The 19,533-nt window shown below is 58.1% G+C and carries 16 protein-coding genes; 7 read left to right on the forward strand and 9 right to left on the reverse strand.

Going from position 1 to position 19,533, the window contains the following annotated elements:
• Window positions 1-262: 262 nt before the first annotated feature.
• From P8935_RS06125 to P8935_RS06140, 4 genes are all read right to left on the reverse strand, one after another.
• On the reverse strand, window positions 263-1,450 hold the full coding sequence (locus P8935_RS06125; protein ID WP_348264107.1) for a DUF6599 family protein: 1,188 nt from the start codon (window positions 1,448-1,450) through the stop codon (window positions 263-265).
• A gap of 109 nt (window positions 1,451-1,559) precedes the next feature.
• Window positions 1,560-2,054, reverse strand: a complete 495-nt coding sequence (locus P8935_RS06130; protein WP_348264108.1) for a hypothetical protein — start codon at window positions 2,052-2,054, stop codon at window positions 1,560-1,562.
• A gap of 457 nt (window positions 2,055-2,511) precedes the next feature.
• Window positions 2,512-3,579 (reverse strand): hypothetical protein, encoded by a 1,068-nt coding sequence (locus P8935_RS06135; RefSeq protein WP_348264109.1) that lies wholly within the window; start codon window positions 3,577-3,579, stop codon window positions 2,512-2,514.
• A 148-nt stretch (window positions 3,580-3,727) separates the two neighbouring features.
• Entirely contained in the window at window positions 3,728-6,004 is a 2,277-nt protein-coding gene (locus tag P8935_RS06140) for a glycoside hydrolase family 3 C-terminal domain-containing protein (protein WP_348264110.1), read from the reverse strand.
• 391 nt (window positions 6,005-6,395) lie between these two features.
• Between P8935_RS06140 and P8935_RS06145 the strand changes: the two genes are divergently transcribed.
• The gene (locus P8935_RS06145; protein ID WP_348264111.1) at window positions 6,396-7,337 is read left to right on the forward strand and encodes a hypothetical protein; all 942 of its coding nucleotides are present in this window, start codon (window positions 6,396-6,398) and stop codon (window positions 7,335-7,337) included.
• 111 nt (window positions 7,338-7,448) lie between these two features.
• On the opposite strand, the gene trmFO is transcribed toward P8935_RS06145, so the two are convergent.
• Both trmFO and P8935_RS06155 read right to left on the reverse strand, forming a co-directional pair.
• Entirely contained in the window at window positions 7,449-8,801 is a 1,353-nt protein-coding gene (trmFO, locus tag P8935_RS06150) for a methylenetetrahydrofolate--tRNA-(uracil(54)-C(5))-methyltransferase (FADH(2)-oxidizing) TrmFO (protein ID WP_348264112.1), read from the reverse strand.
• Window positions 8,798-9,304 carry a GNAT family N-acetyltransferase gene (locus P8935_RS06155; protein ID WP_348264113.1) on the reverse strand — a complete coding sequence of 169 codons (507 nt, stop codon included), beginning with the start codon at window positions 9,302-9,304 and terminating at the stop codon, window positions 8,798-8,800. The genes trmFO and P8935_RS06155 overlap by 4 nt, the downstream gene beginning before the upstream one ends.
• A gap of 416 nt (window positions 9,305-9,720) precedes the next feature.
• Between P8935_RS06155 and P8935_RS06160 the strand changes: the two genes are divergently transcribed.
• The 5 genes from P8935_RS06160 to P8935_RS06180 all read left to right on the forward strand — a co-directional run bounded on the left by P8935_RS06160 (window position 9,721) and on the right by P8935_RS06180 (window position 15,417).
• The gene (locus P8935_RS06160; RefSeq protein ID WP_348264114.1) at window positions 9,721-10,932 is read left to right on the forward strand and encodes a tetratricopeptide repeat protein; all 1,212 of its coding nucleotides are present in this window, start codon (window positions 9,721-9,723) and stop codon (window positions 10,930-10,932) included.
• Window positions 10,933-11,196: 264 nt separating this feature from the next.
• A complete protein-coding gene (locus P8935_RS06165) occupies window positions 11,197-13,149 on the forward strand; it encodes a CocE/NonD family hydrolase (protein ID WP_348264115.1) in 1,953 nt (650 codons plus the stop codon).
• 172 nt (window positions 13,150-13,321) lie between these two features.
• Window positions 13,322-14,209: a 16S rRNA (cytidine(1402)-2'-O)-methyltransferase gene (gene rsmI / locus P8935_RS06170; RefSeq protein WP_348264116.1), complete on the forward strand. Its 888-nt coding sequence runs from the start codon at window positions 13,322-13,324 to the stop codon at window positions 14,207-14,209.
• Between the two features lie 299 nt (window positions 14,210-14,508).
• Window positions 14,509-15,198 (forward strand): lipid-binding SYLF domain-containing protein, encoded by a 690-nt coding sequence (locus P8935_RS06175; RefSeq protein WP_348264117.1) that lies wholly within the window; start codon window positions 14,509-14,511, stop codon window positions 15,196-15,198.
• A gap of 72 nt (window positions 15,199-15,270) precedes the next feature.
• Window positions 15,271-15,417, forward strand: coding sequence for a lmo0937 family membrane protein (locus P8935_RS06180; protein ID WP_348264118.1), 147 nt, complete (start codon window positions 15,271-15,273; stop codon window positions 15,415-15,417).
• Between the two features lie 35 nt (window positions 15,418-15,452).
• Here the strand turns inward: P8935_RS06180 and P8935_RS06185 are convergent, their stop codons facing one another.
• The gene (locus tag P8935_RS06185; protein ID WP_348264119.1) at window positions 15,453-16,007 is read right to left on the reverse strand and encodes a TIGR00730 family Rossman fold protein; all 555 of its coding nucleotides are present in this window, start codon (window positions 16,005-16,007) and stop codon (window positions 15,453-15,455) included.
• A gap of 154 nt (window positions 16,008-16,161) precedes the next feature.
• Here P8935_RS06185 and P8935_RS06190 point away from each other — a divergent pair, with 154 nt between their 5' ends.
• Window positions 16,162-17,796, forward strand: a complete 1,635-nt coding sequence (locus tag P8935_RS06190; RefSeq protein WP_348264120.1) for a hypothetical protein — start codon at window positions 16,162-16,164, stop codon at window positions 17,794-17,796.
• Window positions 17,797-17,914: 118 nt separating this feature from the next.
• On the opposite strand, the gene P8935_RS06195 is transcribed toward P8935_RS06190, so the two are convergent.
• Together P8935_RS06195 and P8935_RS06200 are read right to left on the reverse strand one after the other, a co-directional pair.
• Window positions 17,915-18,409: a hypothetical protein gene (locus P8935_RS06195; protein WP_348264121.1), complete on the reverse strand. Its 495-nt coding sequence runs from the start codon at window positions 18,407-18,409 to the stop codon at window positions 17,915-17,917.
• 69 nt (window positions 18,410-18,478) lie between these two features.
• On the reverse strand, window positions 18,479-19,474 hold the full coding sequence (locus P8935_RS06200) for a hypothetical protein (RefSeq protein ID WP_348264122.1): 996 nt from the start codon (window positions 19,472-19,474) through the stop codon (window positions 18,479-18,481).
• Window positions 19,475-19,533: the final 59 nt, after the last annotated feature.

Below are 19,533 nucleotides of genomic sequence, written 5' to 3' on the forward strand. Positions count from 1 at the left end.
AACTTTCTGGCTGCATAGTAGGTGTGGGGGACCGGAGTGTCAAGAATAAATCCGGAGCGATTTAACTATATTTAATATCAATAACTTACAGAATCAATATTTAACTGAACACGTATCAGATCTTCGCCGGACATTCGCCTTTTAAACTGCATATATTGCCGAGTTTTCTAGGTGTTTTCTAGGGTTTACGGCCGTTTTTCCACAGCCAAAAGGTCTTAGTTAACCGTTCGGATGCGCCCGTGATTCTTCTCACCCGCAAGTTTCAATCTTCAAGATGTAGCCGGATGAATTCCACCTCATACACCGAAGACACCGGTCTGCCCCGCGCGACCCGGTAGAGCGCCCTGCCGCCGCCGAGAAAGAAACCCAGCAGCACCGCCGCACTACAACCGATGATCACCAGCATCGCCACTCCCATCAGGAACTGGCCGGTCTTCACGATCTCGTTGTCTTTCCCCTGCGTCATCTGCGTCAGCTCAGCGGAGTAATGAACCTGTGCCAGCAGTTTGTGACTCTCATCGGGAATCGCATCGCCACTCACTAGCGCCACGATTGGTCCGCTGCGCAGCACCTCGAGCGAGGCCTGGTCGGAGTCCTGCAGCGGCTTGGGAAACGCCGGCTGAGCCCCGCTGCCCGTCTTGATGTAGTCGTGAATCTTCTTGTACTGTGCTTCCGCAATCTGCGGCGTCGGATAGTCGATCAGCGTCAGCACCGCGGGCCCCGAAGTCAGTGAGTAGTTCGCGGTCACCGTCTCTGCATCGCGATCGAACCCCACCAGCTCTGGCGGCAGCACCCCACCGCTACCCGCATATCCCGACGGGCCTTGCGCAAAGTGTGTTGTCTGCTTATCTAGCGCGTCCTGCGGCAACATCGCAAGAATCGGCGGCGGCAGCGCTCGATTGCCCTGCGGCATCGGTAGATCCTTCGCTAGGTCGCGCAACTCGCTTGCTGACATCGGCCCGACCTTCGAGAAGGTCGCATCCACCACTGTGCTGCCCTTCCAGAACAGGACCCGGTTCTTGTCCGAAGTCCCGCCCGTCCCGATATCCGCCTTCGGCCAGCCATTCTGCCGGTAGAACGAATATGCGCCGTAAGCCCCACTCACATCCTGGAAGCTCAGCGCTTTCACTGTCAGCGTCTCGTCACTGCGTTTATAGCTGGCGACGATGCCGCCCTGGTTGCCGTACTCCTTCAGCGCCGCCGCATTGGCGCTATCCAGTTCTGCTGCATCCGTCAACACCTTCGGTTTGTCCGTCGCTACCCATCCCGCAAAGGCCTCCGGTAGCACCGGCCTGTCTTTTGCGGCGGTAGGAGATCCCGTAGTCACCATCATTGGCGCGGGCTTCGCCGAATTGGGACTAGCTTTGGCTGGAGCAGCCGCCTGCGCTTCCATGCGCATTCCGGCGCCTGCCAAAACCATCACACCCGCTGCCATCGCCATCCACCGCATCAAAGAAACTCCCAACCTCAGGCTACCACCCAAGCGCATGCACGAACCTGCCCGGCTTGCTTCCGGCCTCACCTCATGTTTGACACCGCGAACCATCGAAATGTTCGTTTCAAGTCCGATCTTGCACACCCACAGCGACGCGTGGCTCCTCTAGATACCGGCGCCACTCCTCCCCTTCGGCCATCTGCTTAATCAGCGCAAACCGCCGCCGCATCAGTTCGTGAATATGTGGCAGCACAATCGTCCGCCCCACCAGTTCTCCCCCCATCCCCCACGGAAGAGAGAATCGCAGCTCGTCACGCATCAGCACGGTGCCATCGCTACGCTCTGTGAAGTGATGCTCGTGTTCAAATCTGGCGAACCGTCCTGAAATCATCCGGTCGCGAAAGAATACCGGAGGATCAAACTCATCGATCAGGCTTTCATGCACATGCGGCAGTCCCCACTTCCACCCCCGCCATCGCACCGTGTCTCCGCCCACAACGGTTCCGCTCATGCGTCCGCCAACCGGTCGCATCTCCAGCACCAGCTCCACCACGGCGAGATGCGTTGAAAGCGAAAAGCACCGATCGATCGGCGCCCGCACCGCAGTCTCTTCTCGCACCAAAAACTCTCGCCCCATCATGGCCACAGCTCATTAGACAAACCATCCTTCTGCTCGGACCATCGTTTCCGCCCGACAGTCCACGTCCGTGTTTATCAGACAAAACTTCGCTCCCACTTCCACTCGTCTGTTGAAAGGTCGTCGTTTCTTTGCTGCGAAAGCCGCACCAGAACTCCAGCATCCCCCGCCGACAACCGCGCATCGAACCCGGCATTACGGAGGAAAACTCAGATGTTCCGTGTGTCCTTATATGTTCTTGGGGTCTCGGCGTTCGTCGCCGCTTGGGCCGCGTACCGCAATCAGCAGATGAGAAAGCCGATCCCGGTAAAGAAAGCCGCAGCCCTGCTGCAGGAGGCCTGGGCCGACCACCATACCCGGGCCTGACCGCCGCTCACCGCAAAACTGAATTGATCTTCAGTCGCAGCGCATTCGTTGAATCGCATCAGCCAGCGTGTGCTCACACCACAGGTACGCCCGCCGGTATCGGCGATGGCGGCAGCGGCTGCGGATATAACAAATCTCCTAGAACCTGGTAGCGTCCACCGTAGAACAGGATCGCGTACTCCCGCGTGCCCGTGCTCAGCGGGCCGCCCAGGCAGATGCTGGCTAGCAAGAAAAATCCAAACGCCACCAGCCCGAAGAAAACCTGCAGCATAATTCCAGCGACCGAAGCCGAGCCCGTCGAATCCGCAAACGCCGAATGAATTCCAAGCTCCATGCCTGCAACTGCTCCCGCCAGCACCAGGCCCGGAATCAGCAGAATCAGGAAAATCGCGATCCCCGCAACCATCGGCAGAATCAAGCGCAGCAGCGCGTATGCGAAGAACTGTCCCTTCTCCGCCGTGATCCTTGCCCACACTGAACTCCAAGCGTCGCTCGCCGAGGCATCTTCCAGCGCAAAGTGCGGCAACATCCAGTCGCGCAAAATAATGTCCAGCGCAATTCCGAGAACGACCAGCAGAAGAATAATCGGCACCAGGGGAAGAATCAGTCCCAGCAGCATCCCAATATTCGGATGACCGCCCGGCTGCATGTCGCGGAACAAACGCAAGAATCCCGCCACAAATGGAATCGAAATCAATCCCATCAGCAGAAGGAAACCCACTCCGACTCCAATATTCAGCCAGAAGAACCGCGATGCCTGCTCTTTATAAAGGTCCCAACCCGGCCTGATCATCTTGGTGTTATGCACCAGGCAATGGAAGAACGCAAACCGCAGCCGCGTGATCAGGTAAAACACCACCGCCGCAATCAACAGCACCAGCAGAAACGCCGCCACGCCTGCCGCAATCCATTGTGGCGGAATATCCCTCAAAGAATGGATCATCGGCCCGCGCCCCAATGAAGAACCGCCGCCACCGCCGCTGCGCGATGACGAACCCCGGAAATTGCTCCCCAGTCCTTCCGTAACTAAAGCCACAAGCCCTAGCTTCAGAAACGTCCCCCAGCTGAACGGCCTGAAGAGAAATGCCTTGGTGCGTTCAACAGCAGGAGTGATGGCATCTGCAGCAGAAATGGCGCGCATAAACATGACCTTTCAGGGAAACCAGCCTACCACGAAGACTACGCAAATCGAACATCCCCAGTTCCAATCTCGGGGCTCGTCATCATGAGCGAAGTCGAAGGACCTACTCTTGCTCTTCGCCTCGAATACCTCGGACCATCGTTAAAAGCTAGAAAGAAACCCCCTCCTCCAACGCCAAATCCCGAGAAGATCCTCCCACCCGGAAAACGTACTTCCCGGGAACCAGCTTCCACCCATCCGCAGCCTCATCAAAAACCTCAAGCCGTTCCCGCCCAACCGCAACCGAAACCTGCTTTGACTCCCCGGCGCCCAGATCGACACGCGTCCATCCCACCAGCCGCTTCGGAGGCTCACCCGCCGCATCCGGCAACGAAGCATAAACCTGCGCCGTCTCCGTCCCCGCGCGCTTACCCGTGTTCTTAACGGTGAACGTTACCGAGGTAGAATTCCCAGCCGTCACCGATAGTCCGGAATAAGCAAACGTCGTGTACGAAAGCCCAAAACCAAACGGAAAAAGCACCGGCTTCTTTTCCGCGTCGTACCACTTGTAGCCCACCTTCAATCCTTCGTCGTAGTTCACATCAAACGACGGCCCAATCTTCATGAAGACGCCCACCAGCCCCGGAAATCCCGCCAGATGCTGCACCGGATGATTCGCATCCACAGCCGGCTGATTCACGTGTACCGGATGCGGCAGATCCGCTTCGCTCCTCGGAAAAGTGAGAGGGAGTTTCCCCGAAGGATTCACGCTACCGAACAAAACATTGGCAATCGCTTCCGATCCGCGAATCCCCGGGTACCATGCTTCAACCACCGCACTCACCTTGTCGATCCACGGCATCAGCACCGCGCCGCCAGTCTCCAGCACCACAAGCGTGTGCGGATTGGCCGCAGCCACAGCCTCAATCAATGCATCCTGCTTGTCCGGCAGCGAAAGATCCTTCAGGTCCATGCCCTCCGATTCATGCTGCACCGCAAACACAATCGCAACCTGCGATGCTTTCGCCAGCGCAGCAGCAGACGCCACATCCGTGCCCGGGTCGAACTTCACCTGCGCACCAGCCGCTTTCTCGCGAAGCCCCTTCAGCGGAGCAGAGCGCTGGTACACCGACTCTAGAAAAACCGACAGCGGATTATTGGCAATCTCCGGCGGCGGAGGTACAGGATTGCCTCCAGCCGGTGATACCTGCGAAGACCCCCCTCCCGACATCACTCCCACATCGGCATGTCCCCCAATTACCGCGATCGACTTGATGCTCGCTGCGTTCAATGGCAACTGGCTGCGCTCGTTCTTCAGCAACACCGCAGCCTTCTCTTCTATCTTTTGCGCGACTTCAAACCCGCGCATTACATCCGGCGACTGTGCCTTCGCAGGATTATCGACAATTCCCGAATCGAATTCGGTCCGCAGAATGCGATGCACCATGTCATTCAGCCTCGCCGTCGGCACCTCGCCGCTCTCCACAGCCTTCTTCAACGGCGCGCCGAAGGAATCGTTGCCGGGCATTTCGATATCGAGACCCGCCAGCGCAGCCTTCACCGTGCTTTGCGTTCCTCCCCAGTCGGAAATCACAAATCCCTTGAATCCGAAATCCTTCTTCAGAACATCGCTCAGCGTGTACTCGTTTTCGCAGGCATGAACCCCGTTGATCTCGTTGTAAGCGCACATCACTGCGCCCGCGCCGGAATCCTTCAACGCAATCTGAAACGCCAGCAGATCGCTCTCCCGCATCGCGCGCTTGCCGATGATCGAGTTTGCCGTGTACCGGCCCTCATCCTGGTCATTCACCGCAAAGTGCTTCAAGTCCGTGATCAGGTGCAGCGCCTTCTCCGCTTTCAGTTCCTGTCCAGCCAGCGTTCCGGCCAGCAGCGGATCTTCGCCCTTGTACTCGAACGTGCGTCCATTGCGCGGCTCTCGAATCAGGTTGATCCCCGAGCCCAGCGACATGTTGAACCCGATCGATCGCAGTTCGTTCCCGATCATGGTTCCGGTCTCATACGACAGCGCAGGATCCCACGTGGCCGCCATCGCCTCACCTGACGGCAGCGCCGTCGCATAGCGCCCCTTCGCGCCCGCTCCCGAAATCCCAACTACAGAATCGGACATCTGCAGGTCAGGAATATCGAGCCGCTGAATCCCCGGAATAAAGCCGAGACTCGAAATCGCCCGCGTCCCCGGGCCCGACTCCGGTGGCACCACCGTAGCCAGCCATCCCAGCCCGTGCAGCAGTTGGATCTTTTCATCCAGCGTCATTTCCTTGATCACCAGGTCAGCGCGCGCATCCGGCGAAAGGCTGGTGTCGGACCACGCATGGTGCCGCGACTGTGGCATCCCCGGCATCTGGCCGCACGTGTATCTGCCCGCAATCAGCGCGATCAAAATTCCGAATAAAAAAGCGAAATACCGATTGAGTATCTGTTTCATCAATTCGTCCTTACGTGCGGCGCGAGTTGCGCCAGATCATCACCTGAAACAATAACCCCTGGCCGCCGGTTCACGCGCCGTGCGCATACCTCTGATGCAAGGCCCTGTAATTCAAAACAGATACCGTCGTTCCGAACTAAGCCGAGGAACCAGCAGTTGCCCTTCGCATCAATTAGCGCCACCCTCGGGTGCCCCATCCATGCCGCAGCTTCATCGCGGCATGGGTGGGAAAGCACAGACCTAACTCCACGCTCTAATGATTCCGAGCGAAGTCGAGGAATCTGAAGGCTGCCTTTGCATCGATCAGCACCACTGCGTTCCCCGGCCATGACGAAGAGCGATCCACGAATCATCTGCCCTGCTGAATACAATTTGATATCGAGGTGTAACGATGGGCGTCTGGGCAACAGGCCTCTACAGTGGAGATTTCGCGCTCGACCTACGCAGTACCATCGCCGCCGTTGCCAAGTTGCCTTTCGACAACGATCGTCTCGTCGATATCCTCTGTGAAAGCGAAGCCGCAGCCGCACGCAACCCCAATGATACCGACCATGCAACATTCTGGCTGGTCGTAGCAGATCAGTTCGCGAAACGCGGCATTCAAAGCGATCGTGCACAAAAAACGGCGCTTCAGATCATCGATTCCGGCAGCGACCTCCAAACCCTTGAGAAACTCGGCATGAAGGCACCAGACCTGCGCAAGCGGAAAAAAGTTTTGGAAGAGGTGCGTCAACGTATTCTCTCTCCGCAAATAAGATCCACGCCGCGCGAAGTTTTAAAGGCGCCCCAGACCTTGCTCATGCACACCGGTGATGTCCTCGTGTATCCAACCTTCGGCGGCCGGTGCCGCAATCCCTACTTCGTTGATCAGAACAAGGACCGCATGGGTACAGCCACCCCGTCATGGCAACCGGACAGCTGGTCGGCGATGGTCATCGTCGATTCCGGACGCGCATTTGATTTCCTCGCGTGGTATCGCCCTCTGACGCTGATACACGCGGTCGCCGAGAAGCCCACCCTATACCCCCTGCAAGAAGAGCGGCTCTGGTGTCTGGCGAGACCCGGCACATCGACCTCATCGCACTTCAAGCGGATGGGAATCGAAAAAATCGGAGCAGTCGCCATCGACCGCGAAAAACTCACAAAATGTCTTGGTGAAATGCGTCCAGGGATATCCGCCGCCGTTTCCGACATCTCCCTTGCCAACCAACTAAGCGTCGGCCCCTACAGTTCGAAAGCGCGATTAGGCGAACCAGGTAATCTCGCCAGCATCAAGCCCGGAAGACCATTTCCAACGATTCTCGGCCTGCGCCAGATCTTAGCGGACGCGTAGCCGCGCACAACTGAAGCCGACCGAATGCCCGCTGTTCTTTGAGGGGCAGCCTCAGGGAATGACTTTTCGTCAGGCCGAAATCAGCACGAGGCAAGATGGGCTTTAGCCCCCTTAGAAAGCAACCACCACACGCTGCTCCGCCCACCAGGCACCGAACTTGTCCATTGCCCGCTCGCACACCATCCGGTGCCGTTCTTTCTTGTCCCGCACCTTCTTGCGAACCTCTTCTTCCAGCGGCTCCAGCAAGTCGAACGTGATATTCGCAGGTTGAAAGTCCTTCGCATCCGCATGTGTGATGTAGTGCACCAGCGACCCCAGCGCCGTTCCTCGCGGCACTGCCGCAGGCTCATGTCCACTCGCCAGCGCGCCAGCATAAATCCCCGCCAGCATCCCCGTTGCAATCGATTCCGTGTACCCCTCCACGCCTGAAATCTGTCCCGCAAAAACAATCCGCGGTTCGCGCTTCAAGCGCAGAAATTCATCCAGCAACACCGGCGCGCAGATATACGTGTTGCGATGGATCTGTCCGTAGCGCAAAAACTTTGCGTTTTCCAGTCCCGGAATCAGCCGCAACACGCGCGCCTGCTCGCCAAACTTCAAGTGATTCTGAAAGCCGACAAGGTTGTAACTGTCCGCGCGGACATTCTCCTTGCGCAGTTGCACCACCGCCCAAGGTCGCATCCCGGTCCTCGGATCGCGCAATCCCACCGGCTTCATCGGCCCAAACCGCAGCGTGTCGCGTCCCCGCGTAGCCAGCACTTCAATCGGCAGACATCCCTCGAAGTAGTCGAGGTTTTCCCACTCTTTACTTTCCGCTGCTTCCGCCGCCAGCAGCGCATCCAGAAAGCGGTCATACTCAGCGCGATCCATCGGGCAATTGATGTAGTCCGCCGTGCCCTTGTCCCACCGGGCTGCGAAATACACCCGCTCCATATCAATTGACTCCGCATCCACAATCGGCGAAATCGAATCGTAAAACGCCAGGTGCCCCGCGCCCGTGATCCGCTGAATTTCCTCGCTGAACGCGCCAGAAGTCAGAGGCCCTGTTGCCACAATGGTCAGCTCATAATCATCCGATTCCAGCCGCGTCACTTCTTCGCGAATCACGTGGATCGCCGGCTCGTTCGCAATCGCTTCCGCAATCCGTCTTGAAAACTCCACGCGATCCACTGCCAGCGCGTGTCCCGCCGGAACCGCCGTCTCATCCGCAATCTTCAACAGTGCCGAACCTGCGCGCCGCATCTCCTGCTTCAGCAGCCATGGCGCCGTGTTCGGCGATTCGCTCTTCAGGGAGTTTGAACACACCAGCTCGCCAAACTCAGTCGTCTGGTGCGCCGGAGTGAGCCGAGGTTTCCCGTCCACCATCGCGCGCATCTCGTAGAGATCCACTTTGCAGCCCATGCGCGCTGCCGTCAGCGCCGCCTCTGGTCCCGCAAGTCCTCCGCCAATCACGCGAATTTTCATCGCGCCGGCTCCTCATCTCCAGCTAGCCGCCGCAGAGCCTCTCCGCTCATGCGCACATTCCGCCACGTGTCCAGAAAATCCGCCCCCATTGCTCGATAGAACTCAATTGCCGGCGTATTCCAGTCCAGTACTTCCCAACCCAGCCGCGGACAATCCTTCTCTACGGCGATCGCCGCCACCTTGCGCAATAGCGCTTTGCCGATTCCGCGCCCGCGCATCTCCGGCAGCACAAACAAATCCTCCAGGTACACGCCCGGCCGCCCCAGCCACGTCGAGTAGCTGTAAAAGCACAGAGCAAAGCCAGCCGGAATCCCGTCAAGTTCAGCGATCAGACACCAATAGTAGGGGTTCGGCCCGAATCCGTCGCGCAACAGGTCTGCCGCCGTGGCCGACACCGCGTCCGGTTCGCGCTCGTATTTGGCCAGTGCACGAATAAACTCAAGAATCTGCGGCACATCCTCCTCTACCGCCGGGCGAATCGAAAGCCCCTCGCTGGCACTCATGCTTCCACTTTTCTCCTTGCACATGTTTGTATTCTAGGGTGTGACGCAGGCCACACGCGCACCCCAAGCCGTCAATCTAACATCAACTTCAGCTTCGCCCCCGGCTGTCATTCCGGTTCGACGGTCTTCCGGCCTTGTGCTTAAGCATCCGTTGGATTTACCTTTGGTCGTGCCAGGCGGGCGCTCGCTGCCGCAGTAGTTCCTGCCGCAGCTTGCTCGTCGTAGCAATATTTTTTCGATTATCGATGTACCCGGCTATTCGCGACTGGACTAAGCTTTTATACCGTCAATCGCAGCGCCCCGAGCGCATCTAACCAGGAGCAGGTTCAAAGTCGTCGATGTGTGACATTCACGGAACCATTTTTCGATCGAGCACGCGGGCTGAACGGCTCGCCCAAGCTCCCAAGGAGAAGAACATGAAACGCACGATTTCGCTCTGGATCGGTATGCTGGCCCTCGCCGCTTTGCCCGCGCTCGCCCAGACTCCCGCGCCAGCTCAGACTCCCACGCCAGCCAATGTTGGACCCACCGGTAAGATTCATGGCCACGTGACTAACCCTACGGGTGCTTCCCAGGGCGGCGGCAACGTGACATTGATGAATGGCTCAAAAGACGTGGCCAACTTTACCGTCGACGCTGACGGTAACTATGCCGGAACCGCGCCTCCGGGTAATTACACGATGATCTATCGCGCCGCCAACATGCCGCAGGACAAGCAAGCGGACAAGTTCGACAACATCAAGATCGTTGTCGGCCAGGACACAGTTGCCGATGACGACATGTCGCGCAAGGAATACGTCGATGCGCTCCCTGAAGAGACACGCAAGCAACTCGCTGACATGAAGGCGCACAACGCTGAGGCCCTCAAGGCTAACGCTGTCATCAAGACGCTGAATGCCGACCTTAAGACCGCCATGGCCGACATTCACGATGCCGATTCGGCCCGTGCCACTGCGGCACAGCAACTGGGAGCCTCCGCGTCGAAGACCGATATCGCTGCTAAAGAGACTGAGATCAAAAACGCGAAGTATACCGACATCGTTACGCTGATGGAAAAAGATACCCAGGCTCGGCCGACAGAGTCCGTGCTCTGGGCCTATCTCGGCCAGGGCCAACTCGGCCTCAAGAAATACGATGACGCTGAAACTTCGTTCAAGAAGGCAGTTGACCTCGAATCCACCTCGAAGAAGCCGCGTCCAGAAATACAGGGACTGGCCAACTCCGGCCTCGGCGAAATCTATGCCCGGAACGGCAAGGTGCCTGAAGCCAAGGCAGCCTACGATGCCGCTGTCAAGGCAGACCCCACCAAGGCCAGCTTCTATTACAAGAATGAAGCCGTCATTTACTCACAGACCGGCAATGCTGAAGGTCAGGTTGCAGCCGCTGACCAGGCCATCGCCGCCAAGCCCGACGATCCGCTGCCCTACTACCTCAAGGGACAGGCCCTCATCACCAAGGCAACCGTTGACCCCAAGACGCAGCGCATCGTTCTGCCCGAAGGTTGCGGCGAAGCCTATCAGAAGTATCTGCAGCTTGATCCCACGGGGCCCTACGCCGCTGACGTTAAGGGCATCCTCGACTCAGCCGGTCAGAAGATCAACTCCAGCTACAAGGCCACTAAGAAGTAGTCCCGTATCCGAGTTTCATAAGAAGGGCGCACCCGCATCGGGCGCGCCCTTTTCTTCTTATCCGTCCCCTTGAGCGAAGCCGAATGGGACCTGCTTCTCCTCACCATCAATTCCCGAAAAATGAGCACCAAAGAATTACGACACGGAGGGAGCAGTGGCCTTGAAGCCACTCAATAACGCGCAAACCAACAATCGGTCTTTAGCCCTGCAACGCTGCGCATTTACAGTATTCTTGCTGCAAAGCGTTACCCCTTCGAGGTCACAATGCAACGCAAACTCCAACTGGCTGCAGTCGCCTTCGCTTGTCTTATCTCTGCTATCCCCGCGCACCCGCAGGCCCGCACCGGCGACGCCGCCACCATCGCCCGCCGTAACGCCATCGAGCAGGAACTTGAATCCATCGCCACTATCGAGCGCAAGGTCATGGTCCCCATGCGCGACGGCAAGCGGATGCAGGCCGACATCTACCGCCCCAAGGATGAATCCAAAAAGTATCCCGTAATCTTTTCGCGCACGCCCTACAACTTCAACTACTGGGACATCGCTCTCGGCGCCCCCCGCGACATGACCGCCGCACTCGATGCAGTCAAGCACGGCTACGCCTACATCGAGATGAACGAGCGTGGCCGCTACTTCTCCGAAGGCGACTACGACATCCTTGGCGTTCCACTTACCGATTCCGACGACGAGTTTGATTGGATGACGGCGCTTCCCTGGTCCACCGGAAAAGTCGGCCTCATCGGCTGCTCCTCCACTGCAGAGTGGCAACTCAACGTCGCCTCTCGCGGCAACAAGGCTCTTGCCACCATCATCCCTGAAAGCTACGGCGCGGGAGTTGGCCGTGTCGGTCCCTACTACGAACAGGGCAACTGGTTCCGCGGCGGAGCGGTGCAGATGCTCTTCGCCACCTGGCTCTACGACGCCGGTCTCCAGACCAACGAAGCTAAACCAAACTTTCCACCCAACACCTCGCAGCAGGCGCTCGTCGAAGCCGCAAAGTGGTGGGACCTCAACGCCCATCCGCCTATGGTTGACTGGACCAAGGCACTGGCGCATCTGCCCGAAAAAGATCTCCTCGCTGCCGTCGGCGCGCCGAAAGGCATCTACGCCGACAATACCCCTTCAGGCCAGCGCGGCATGATTGAGCGAACCCCCAACGATCCCGCATGGTACAAAGGCGGACTCTGGAACGACTCGATGCACATTAACGTTCCCGGCCTTTGGATGATGACGTGGTATGACGTTAGCGTCGCTCCCAATCTAGCCGCATATAACTTTGTCCGCTCCACCGCCAGCCCCGAAGTAGCCAACGAGCAGTACGCGATCATTGCTCCTGTCCCGCACTGCAGCTACAAACGCGCTCAAGAACACACCATCGTCGGCGAACGTGATCTCGGCGATGCGCGTCTCGACTACGACGCCCTAACCTTTGGCTGGTTCGATCACTTCCTCAAAGGCGAAGACAACGGACTTCTCGCGAAGACACCCAAGGTTCGCTACTACACCATGGGCCTCAGCAAGTGGCAATCTTCTGACACCTGGCCTCCCAAGGAAGCCAAGCCCGTCACGTTCTACTTGACGTCAACCGGCCGCGCCAACTCGCTGGCAGGCGACGGCACGCTGGCCACCGCGGCGCAGCCCAAAGACGCAGCCGACAAATTCCTCTACGATCCTATGAACCCCGTGCCCACCCGCGGCGGAGGCTTCTGCTGCATGGGCGCCGACTTGAAGCCCGGCGCCGTAGATCAGCGTCCTCTCGAAGCGCGTGATGACGTACTCGTTTACTCCACCAGCCCACTTTCCGAGGGCATGGAGGTCACCGGCACCGTCGATGTCACTCTCTACGTGTCAAGCGACGCCAAGGATACCGACTTCACTGTCAAGCTCATCGACGTTCTCCCCGACGGCACCGCTTACAACATCGACGAAAACATCCAACGCGCTCGCTACCGCGAAGGCTACAACCAGCCGCCCGTATGGATGGAAAAAGACAAGGTCTACAAAATCACCTTTCAGCCCATGCAGACCAGCAACTACTTCGCACCCGGCGATGAATTGCGCGTAGAAATCAGCAGCAGCAACTTTCCCCGCTATGACCGCAACCTCAACACCGGCGGCAACAACTACGATGAGACCAAGGGTGTAGTAGCCCACAACCAGGTCCACCACTCCACCCAATATCCATCAACCATTACGCTGAGCGTAGTGAAACACTAACCCAACATCGACGACCTCGGACCATCCTTGAGCACTCTCATCCTGAGCGAAGTCGAAGGATCCGCAGTTGTTTTTTGCATCAATCCGTACAAACTTGGGTGCCCCATCCGTGACGCAGTTTCATCGCAGCATGGGTGGGAAAGCACGAACCTCAACTACCATGTTCTAAGCAATGTCAGAAGAACTCGCCCCTGGCCTCTACCTCGTCGCCACACCCATCGGCAACCTCGGCGACATCACCCTTCGCGCACTCGATGTCCTAAAAAATGCTGACCGCATCGCCTGCGAAGACACCCGGCAGACCCAAAAGCTCCTTAACCATTTCGCCATCGCCACACCCACCACCAGCTATCACCAGCACAACGAGCGCGAGCGTGCGACAGAACTCATCGACGCCCTCAAAGCCGGCGCGCGCATTGCTGTCGTCTCCGATGCGGGTATCCCCGGTATCAGCGATCCTGGCTCATGGCTCGTCAACGCAGCCATCGCCGCTGGAATCGCCGTCATTCCCATCCCCGGCGCAAATGCTGCTCTTAGCGCTCTCATCGCCTCAGGTCTCTCCACCGAGCAATTTCACTTCATCGGATTTTTGCCGGAAAAAGCCGGTGCCCGCCGCACCCGTCTCGAAGACCTCGCAGCGCTGTCCCGCGACTCCGCGCAAACCATCATCTTTTACGAGGCCCCGCACCGCATCGCCGAAACCCTGTCAGACCTCGAATCCGTCTTCGGTCCAACCCTGCGCGTAGTAGCCGCCCGCGAACTCACCAAGCTCCACGAAGAATTCCTACGCGGCACCGCAGCGGAGATCCGTCAGAATCTCATAGCACGCGATCGCATCCGCGGCGAATTCGTGCTCCTTATTGAAGTCCCCGCCAAAACTGCGGGCGCCCCAGGTCCCGTCTCTGAGACCCGGGAGACCATCTCCGCCCGCGTCGCCCGACTCCAATCCGAATCAGGTCTGGATGAGAAGGAAGCCCTCAAGCGTCTAGCCCGCGAGCTGGGCCAATCCAAAAGCGAACTCTACCGCGAACTCCAGCGCGAACGCGCGCGCCGCAAATAGACTCCGTCGACCTTGTAGGAGACGACTTCGCGTCACCATTGGGCCACCCGTCCTGCAGCAGGCCACGATCACGCAAATCATCATGGACTTCAACCACCGATATCTTGCATCTAAGTTGTTTCTAGATAGAAGTTGAAAGTAGAGCACCCTGAACTCTATCTCCTTCCCTATCTATCGCTAAATGTGAGCGGTAATGCTCAGACTCGCAACCAAACTCCGAATAATATAGGACTTACCAGATGCGCCAGGTAGATCCCTAAATAACAAACTGAGCGCATAGGTAGAAAACGGTGTTTTGCATGAAGAAAGTCATCACGCTCGTAGCATTACTAGGCATGACCAGCATCGGCTGGGCGGGAACCAATCGTGAAGCAACCAATGACCGGCTCGACCATGCCGGCAGAGTGATTCACGAAATCATGGACGCCCCCGATAAAGGCATTCCTGAAGAAGTTCTTGAACACGCAAAATGCATCGCCGTTGTTCCCCACCTTCTCAAGGGCGGCTTCGTATTCGGCGCTGAAAATGGCCGCGGTGTTGCTACCTGCAGATCTTCAAACGGCTGGAGCGCACCAATCTTCTTCGCGATTACCGGCGGCAGCTGGGGATTGCAGATCGGTGTCGAAGGTGTCGACCTGGTCATGATCATTCAGAACGAGCGCGGAATGCACCAGCTCCTCTCCAGCAAATTTGAGCTTGGAGCGGACGCGTCGGCAGCAGCCGGCCCAGTCGGCCGTCACGCTTCAGCTGATACCGATTGGAAAATGGATGCTGAGATCCTCACCTACTCGCGAGCCCGTGGCGCCTTCGCCGGACTCACTCTCAACGGCGCTTCGATCCGCCGCGATGATGATTCCACCGAAGCCATCTACGGCCACGACATTTCGAATGCGCGCATTTTGAAGGGCGAAATCGCTGTGCCCGAATCCGCGCGTCCCTTCCTCAACGCCGTTCGCGGCGCAAAGGCGCAGGCGGTAGCTTCCAAGTAGTTAATTCTGAAAATCGTGGGCGTCCCTTTCTTCTCAACGTCAGGGACGCCCGCAGCATCAGGAAAGGCAAGCATGCTCTGGACAATTCTGGTTGTGGTTTTAATCTTGTGGCTTCTCGGATTCAGCTTCCACCTGGCTGGCGGCTTCATCCATATTCTGCTGGTAGTCGCTCTCGTAATCCTTCTCTTCAACCTGCTGAGCGGACGCCGTCGTCTTTAAGAGCTTCCTGGCCCGGGCTTCCCGCATTCGATCCGCTATTCACCGTCCACTGCCACAGCAATCCGAACCGCCTCCTCCGCGGAACCCGCCACTTCCAGCAGCAGCCGATTCTCCGCCTTCAAAAAACCAGCCTCCACCGCGCGATCCAGGAATGCCAGCAGCCCATCCCAATAATTTGCTGTATTGATCAGCACGCACGGCTTGGTATGCAGACGCAACTGCTTCCACGTCACAATCTCCATCATCTCGTCCAGCGTTCCATAGCCGCCCGGCAGCATCAGGAAAGCATCGGCCAGCTTCACCATGCGCGCCTTGCGCTCGTGCATCGTCGGCACCATCTCCAGCCGCGTCAGTCCGCGATGCGCAATCTCGCTGCCTGAAAGAATCTCCGGCAAAACCCCGATCACCTCCGCACCGCCCGCCAACGCCGTATCCGCCACCGCACCCATCAGCCCCACGCTGGCTCCGCCATACACCAACCCAAGTCCAGCGTCGGCGATCGCCCTTCCCAGCGCCTTTGCCTCCGCCAGAAATATCGGATCGCTCCCATTCGCAGATCCGCAATACACCGCAACCCTTTTCAGTTTCATCGCGCAACCAGAATAGCTCCGCCGCGTCCTTCCCTCCGCAACTCGCCTTTAATCCCGTGTTCATCGCGCATTCACGATCCGCTGTTAGCTTCATCCGCGGAGTTCTCTTGCCTCTTCCCCGCACTATCAAATCCCAGCTTTTGGAGGTCACCCGGTGACACAGCAGTCCATTCTTTCTTCTCGGTTACGTGTTTCCATTGCCGTCGCATTTTCCGCGATCCTCTTGCCATCCCTCGGCCTGGCGCAGGGCAAGCCTGCGTTCAATCCCGGCAATCTCGTTGTCAGCCGGTCGGTCTACGACAACCTTGCCGGCAATATCACGATCGGACAGACGCTGCCGCCCAACTGCGTTGCATCCACCGGCGCATGCGTCACAGCCGTGGCCGACGGTACCTACCCCTTCGTCTTCGCCAATGACACCATCGACGGCAGTTTTGGCATCACGTCGCGCATCTTCCTTGATCACTCCACGCCGTCCGGTCATGTCATCAGCTCTCTCGAAGTCCCCAACAGCCTCGACTCCGGCATCTCCAGTTCGAGCGATCAACTCGTCACGAGCTTCAGTTCCAAGTCCGAACTCGGCCTCCACTTGTCTACAAACGGCCGCTATCTCACCTTCATGGGGTACGTCGCACCTGTTAACGCCATCGATGTCTCAAATTCCAACACGCCAATTGCCCCCGATCCTACCAATCCGGTTCCCTCGTCCTACTATCGAGCGGTCGCTCGCGTCGATCGCTGGGGACATTTCACCTTCGCTGAGACCAATGCCTACAGCGGCAACAACGGCCGCTCCGCAATCCTCAACAACACCTGGGGCAACGACGTCTTCTACATCGCGGGCAACGCCGGTAACGGCGGAACCCCTGAACCACAAAATGTAGTCCTAGGCGCAGGCGCGCAGATACTAAGTCCCTCAGATCTTCCCGAGGCCGATCAGGCTCCCGGTCTGCCCACGCCGGTTGGAAGCTTCTCCGTCACGGAACTTGGTGACAAGGCCGACAAGGTAGGCAAAGACGACAACTTCCGCGGCATGACCGTCTTCAACAACGTGCTCTATTACACCAAGGGCTCCGGCGGAAACGGCGTCAACACCGTCTATTACGTCAACACCAGCAACACGCCCTGCACGGGCGGTGTCGGACTCCCTGCTGCCGGCGCAACGCTACCCACAACGCCTCTCAACTACACTCTGCCGCTGCCTTCGACCGGACTTCCCAATAATATGTGCATCGTCGCCGGGTTTCCCACCACATCCAACAAGGCTGTCAATCCCGTCAATTTTCCCTTCGGACTATGGTTCGCAGACGCCAACACGCTCTACGTCGCCGATGAAGGCGATGGCTACACGGGAGGCGCCGACCTCTACACTCACGCCGCGGGCCAGACACTCGCGGGATTGCAGAAGTGGGTGCTGAACCCCGCAACCAGTCGCTGGGAACTCGCTTACGTCCTGACCAACGGATTGGAGTTAGGCGCACCCTACACGGTTGCGGGTTATCCCACCGGAACCAATGCGGCCACCGGCCTGCCCTGGTCGCCCGCGGCTGACGGCCTCCGCAACCTTACCGGACGCGTGAATGACGACGGCACCGTCACCATATGGGCGATCACCTCCACCATCAGCGGCAACGGAGACACCGGTGCTGACCCTGACAAACTCGTCACAATCACCGACCCTCTCAGCAATACCAGCAGTGCCGTAGCAGCAGGGGAGTCGTTCCGCACACTCCGCACCGCGAACTTCGGCGAAGTGCTCCGCGGCGTATCCTTTGGCCCGACCAATTAGAAATTTAGAAATTCACAACCACAGAACAGAGAAGGCGCACGGAATCCGCGTGCGCCTTCTTGATCGAGACCGCAGTCACTCGCGTTCCGATATCTTCAAACGAAACCTGCGAGCTTCATCACTGCGCACACTTGATCTCGACGCGCAGCCAGCCTGGGGGTGCACCCGGTCCCGCCTTGCCCGGATCGACTACTTCGATGGCGTGCATTGGCTCGGGTTTCATCCAGTTCCCACTCCACACACCGGCATGAACCGGCTCCGTCTGGCTCGGCTGGTCCACCACCTTGCCATCCGCCCTGTGATAGCGGATGTGTGGCGTTGTGCCGCCGGTATCATAGCCCAGAAACAAACTCGGCCACCGATGATGATGCATCGGTTCTGTACCGCCCTTGGGCGGCAGCGTCACCTGCAACACCCGCACGAAAGCATTCTCGAAAACGACCTTGTGGCTTGCGGGAGCGGCCTGCACGGCGTCGTAACCTGAGGGAAATGACGCATCCGTGCTCTGTCCATAGAGATAATGATGCGCGGCAAAAGCAGTCAGGCAGACTGTGCACACCATGCTTGAGGACGCGATCGTGAGAACCTTTAGAAACCGCGCTGATCGTCTCATAGTGCGCAGTATAAGATGCCTGTCTCGCTTTGCGTAGCGCATGTGGCTACGACGCGGTTTGAGACTTCTTTATTCTCCTCGACTTATCGGCTCCTGCAATCGACGCGCAAACCCGCCCTGCTCGTTCCACCGCTCGAATTCACTCGCCGACAGCTCAACCGATCCGTGAATCCGATCCGCTTCAAAGGAAAGATTTCCCAGCGGTCGTTGCGGCTGCGGTTGAGACCCAGATACTGCTGGGGGCTCTTTGGCAAAGACGTCCGCGAATGACGCAGCTTTCTCCGTCAGCACGCCCTTTGCGTGATCATTCCGTACGTGCAGTGAAAAATCCACGCGAATCTTGGGACCGAAGCGCGTACCAACCATCAATAGTTCCGCGCCTTCGATCAACCGCGTCAGCATGCTGTTGGGCTGCGTGAAAACAAGACTCTCCTCAGTAATTGGGGATCCAACCACAACATTCCAAGACGTCACATCGGAGCGCATCTGCGTCAGCCGTTCCATCAGCGGCATATCGATGTCGGCGTGAGTGGCGTATCGCTGCAGCGCCTTTCGAACCATCACCTCTGTTCCCAGCATTGCGATGCGATCGTTGAGAATCACCAGCCACCGCGTGTCCAGCATCTCTCCCTGTTCGCGAGCAAACGGTTTGATCAACAATGCCGTTCCAGCCTCGTACTCGGTCGTCTCCGCGCCGTTCAGTAGCGCGGCTTTAAAAATTCGCTCCGCGTCAAAATGTCCGCCCACCAGCAGCAGATGTTCGGTGAGTCTTCCACCACCAGATGAAGCGGCCACCTCAATCACTTCGTCGACGACCCTTTTGCCGTCGACGCCCGCAAGAGCCTGCCAGTCATCAAGGTCAAGTCGGTCGTTACGCGTCGACAGCAGCAGACGGCCATGCTCGTGTGGTTGCCCAACTGGATGGTTTTCGAATCCCGAAACGATTTCGGCGCCGGGAGGTACCAGCGAAAGTAATTTACTGTTCAGAGGTGAAGCGAAACCAGATGAAACAGTGACAGCCGTCGAAACTATTAGCCCTATAAGGCCGTATGCAAAAGGGCGCACGAGGCACCCCCTTTTGTAACCTGGGTGGTTCCATTTGGCCTGCGGCTAATCATCCTTTT

Source organism: Telmatobacter sp. DSM 110680 (genome assembly GCF_039994875.1).
Lineage (GTDB): Bacteria > Acidobacteriota > Terriglobia > Terriglobales > Acidobacteriaceae > Telmatobacter.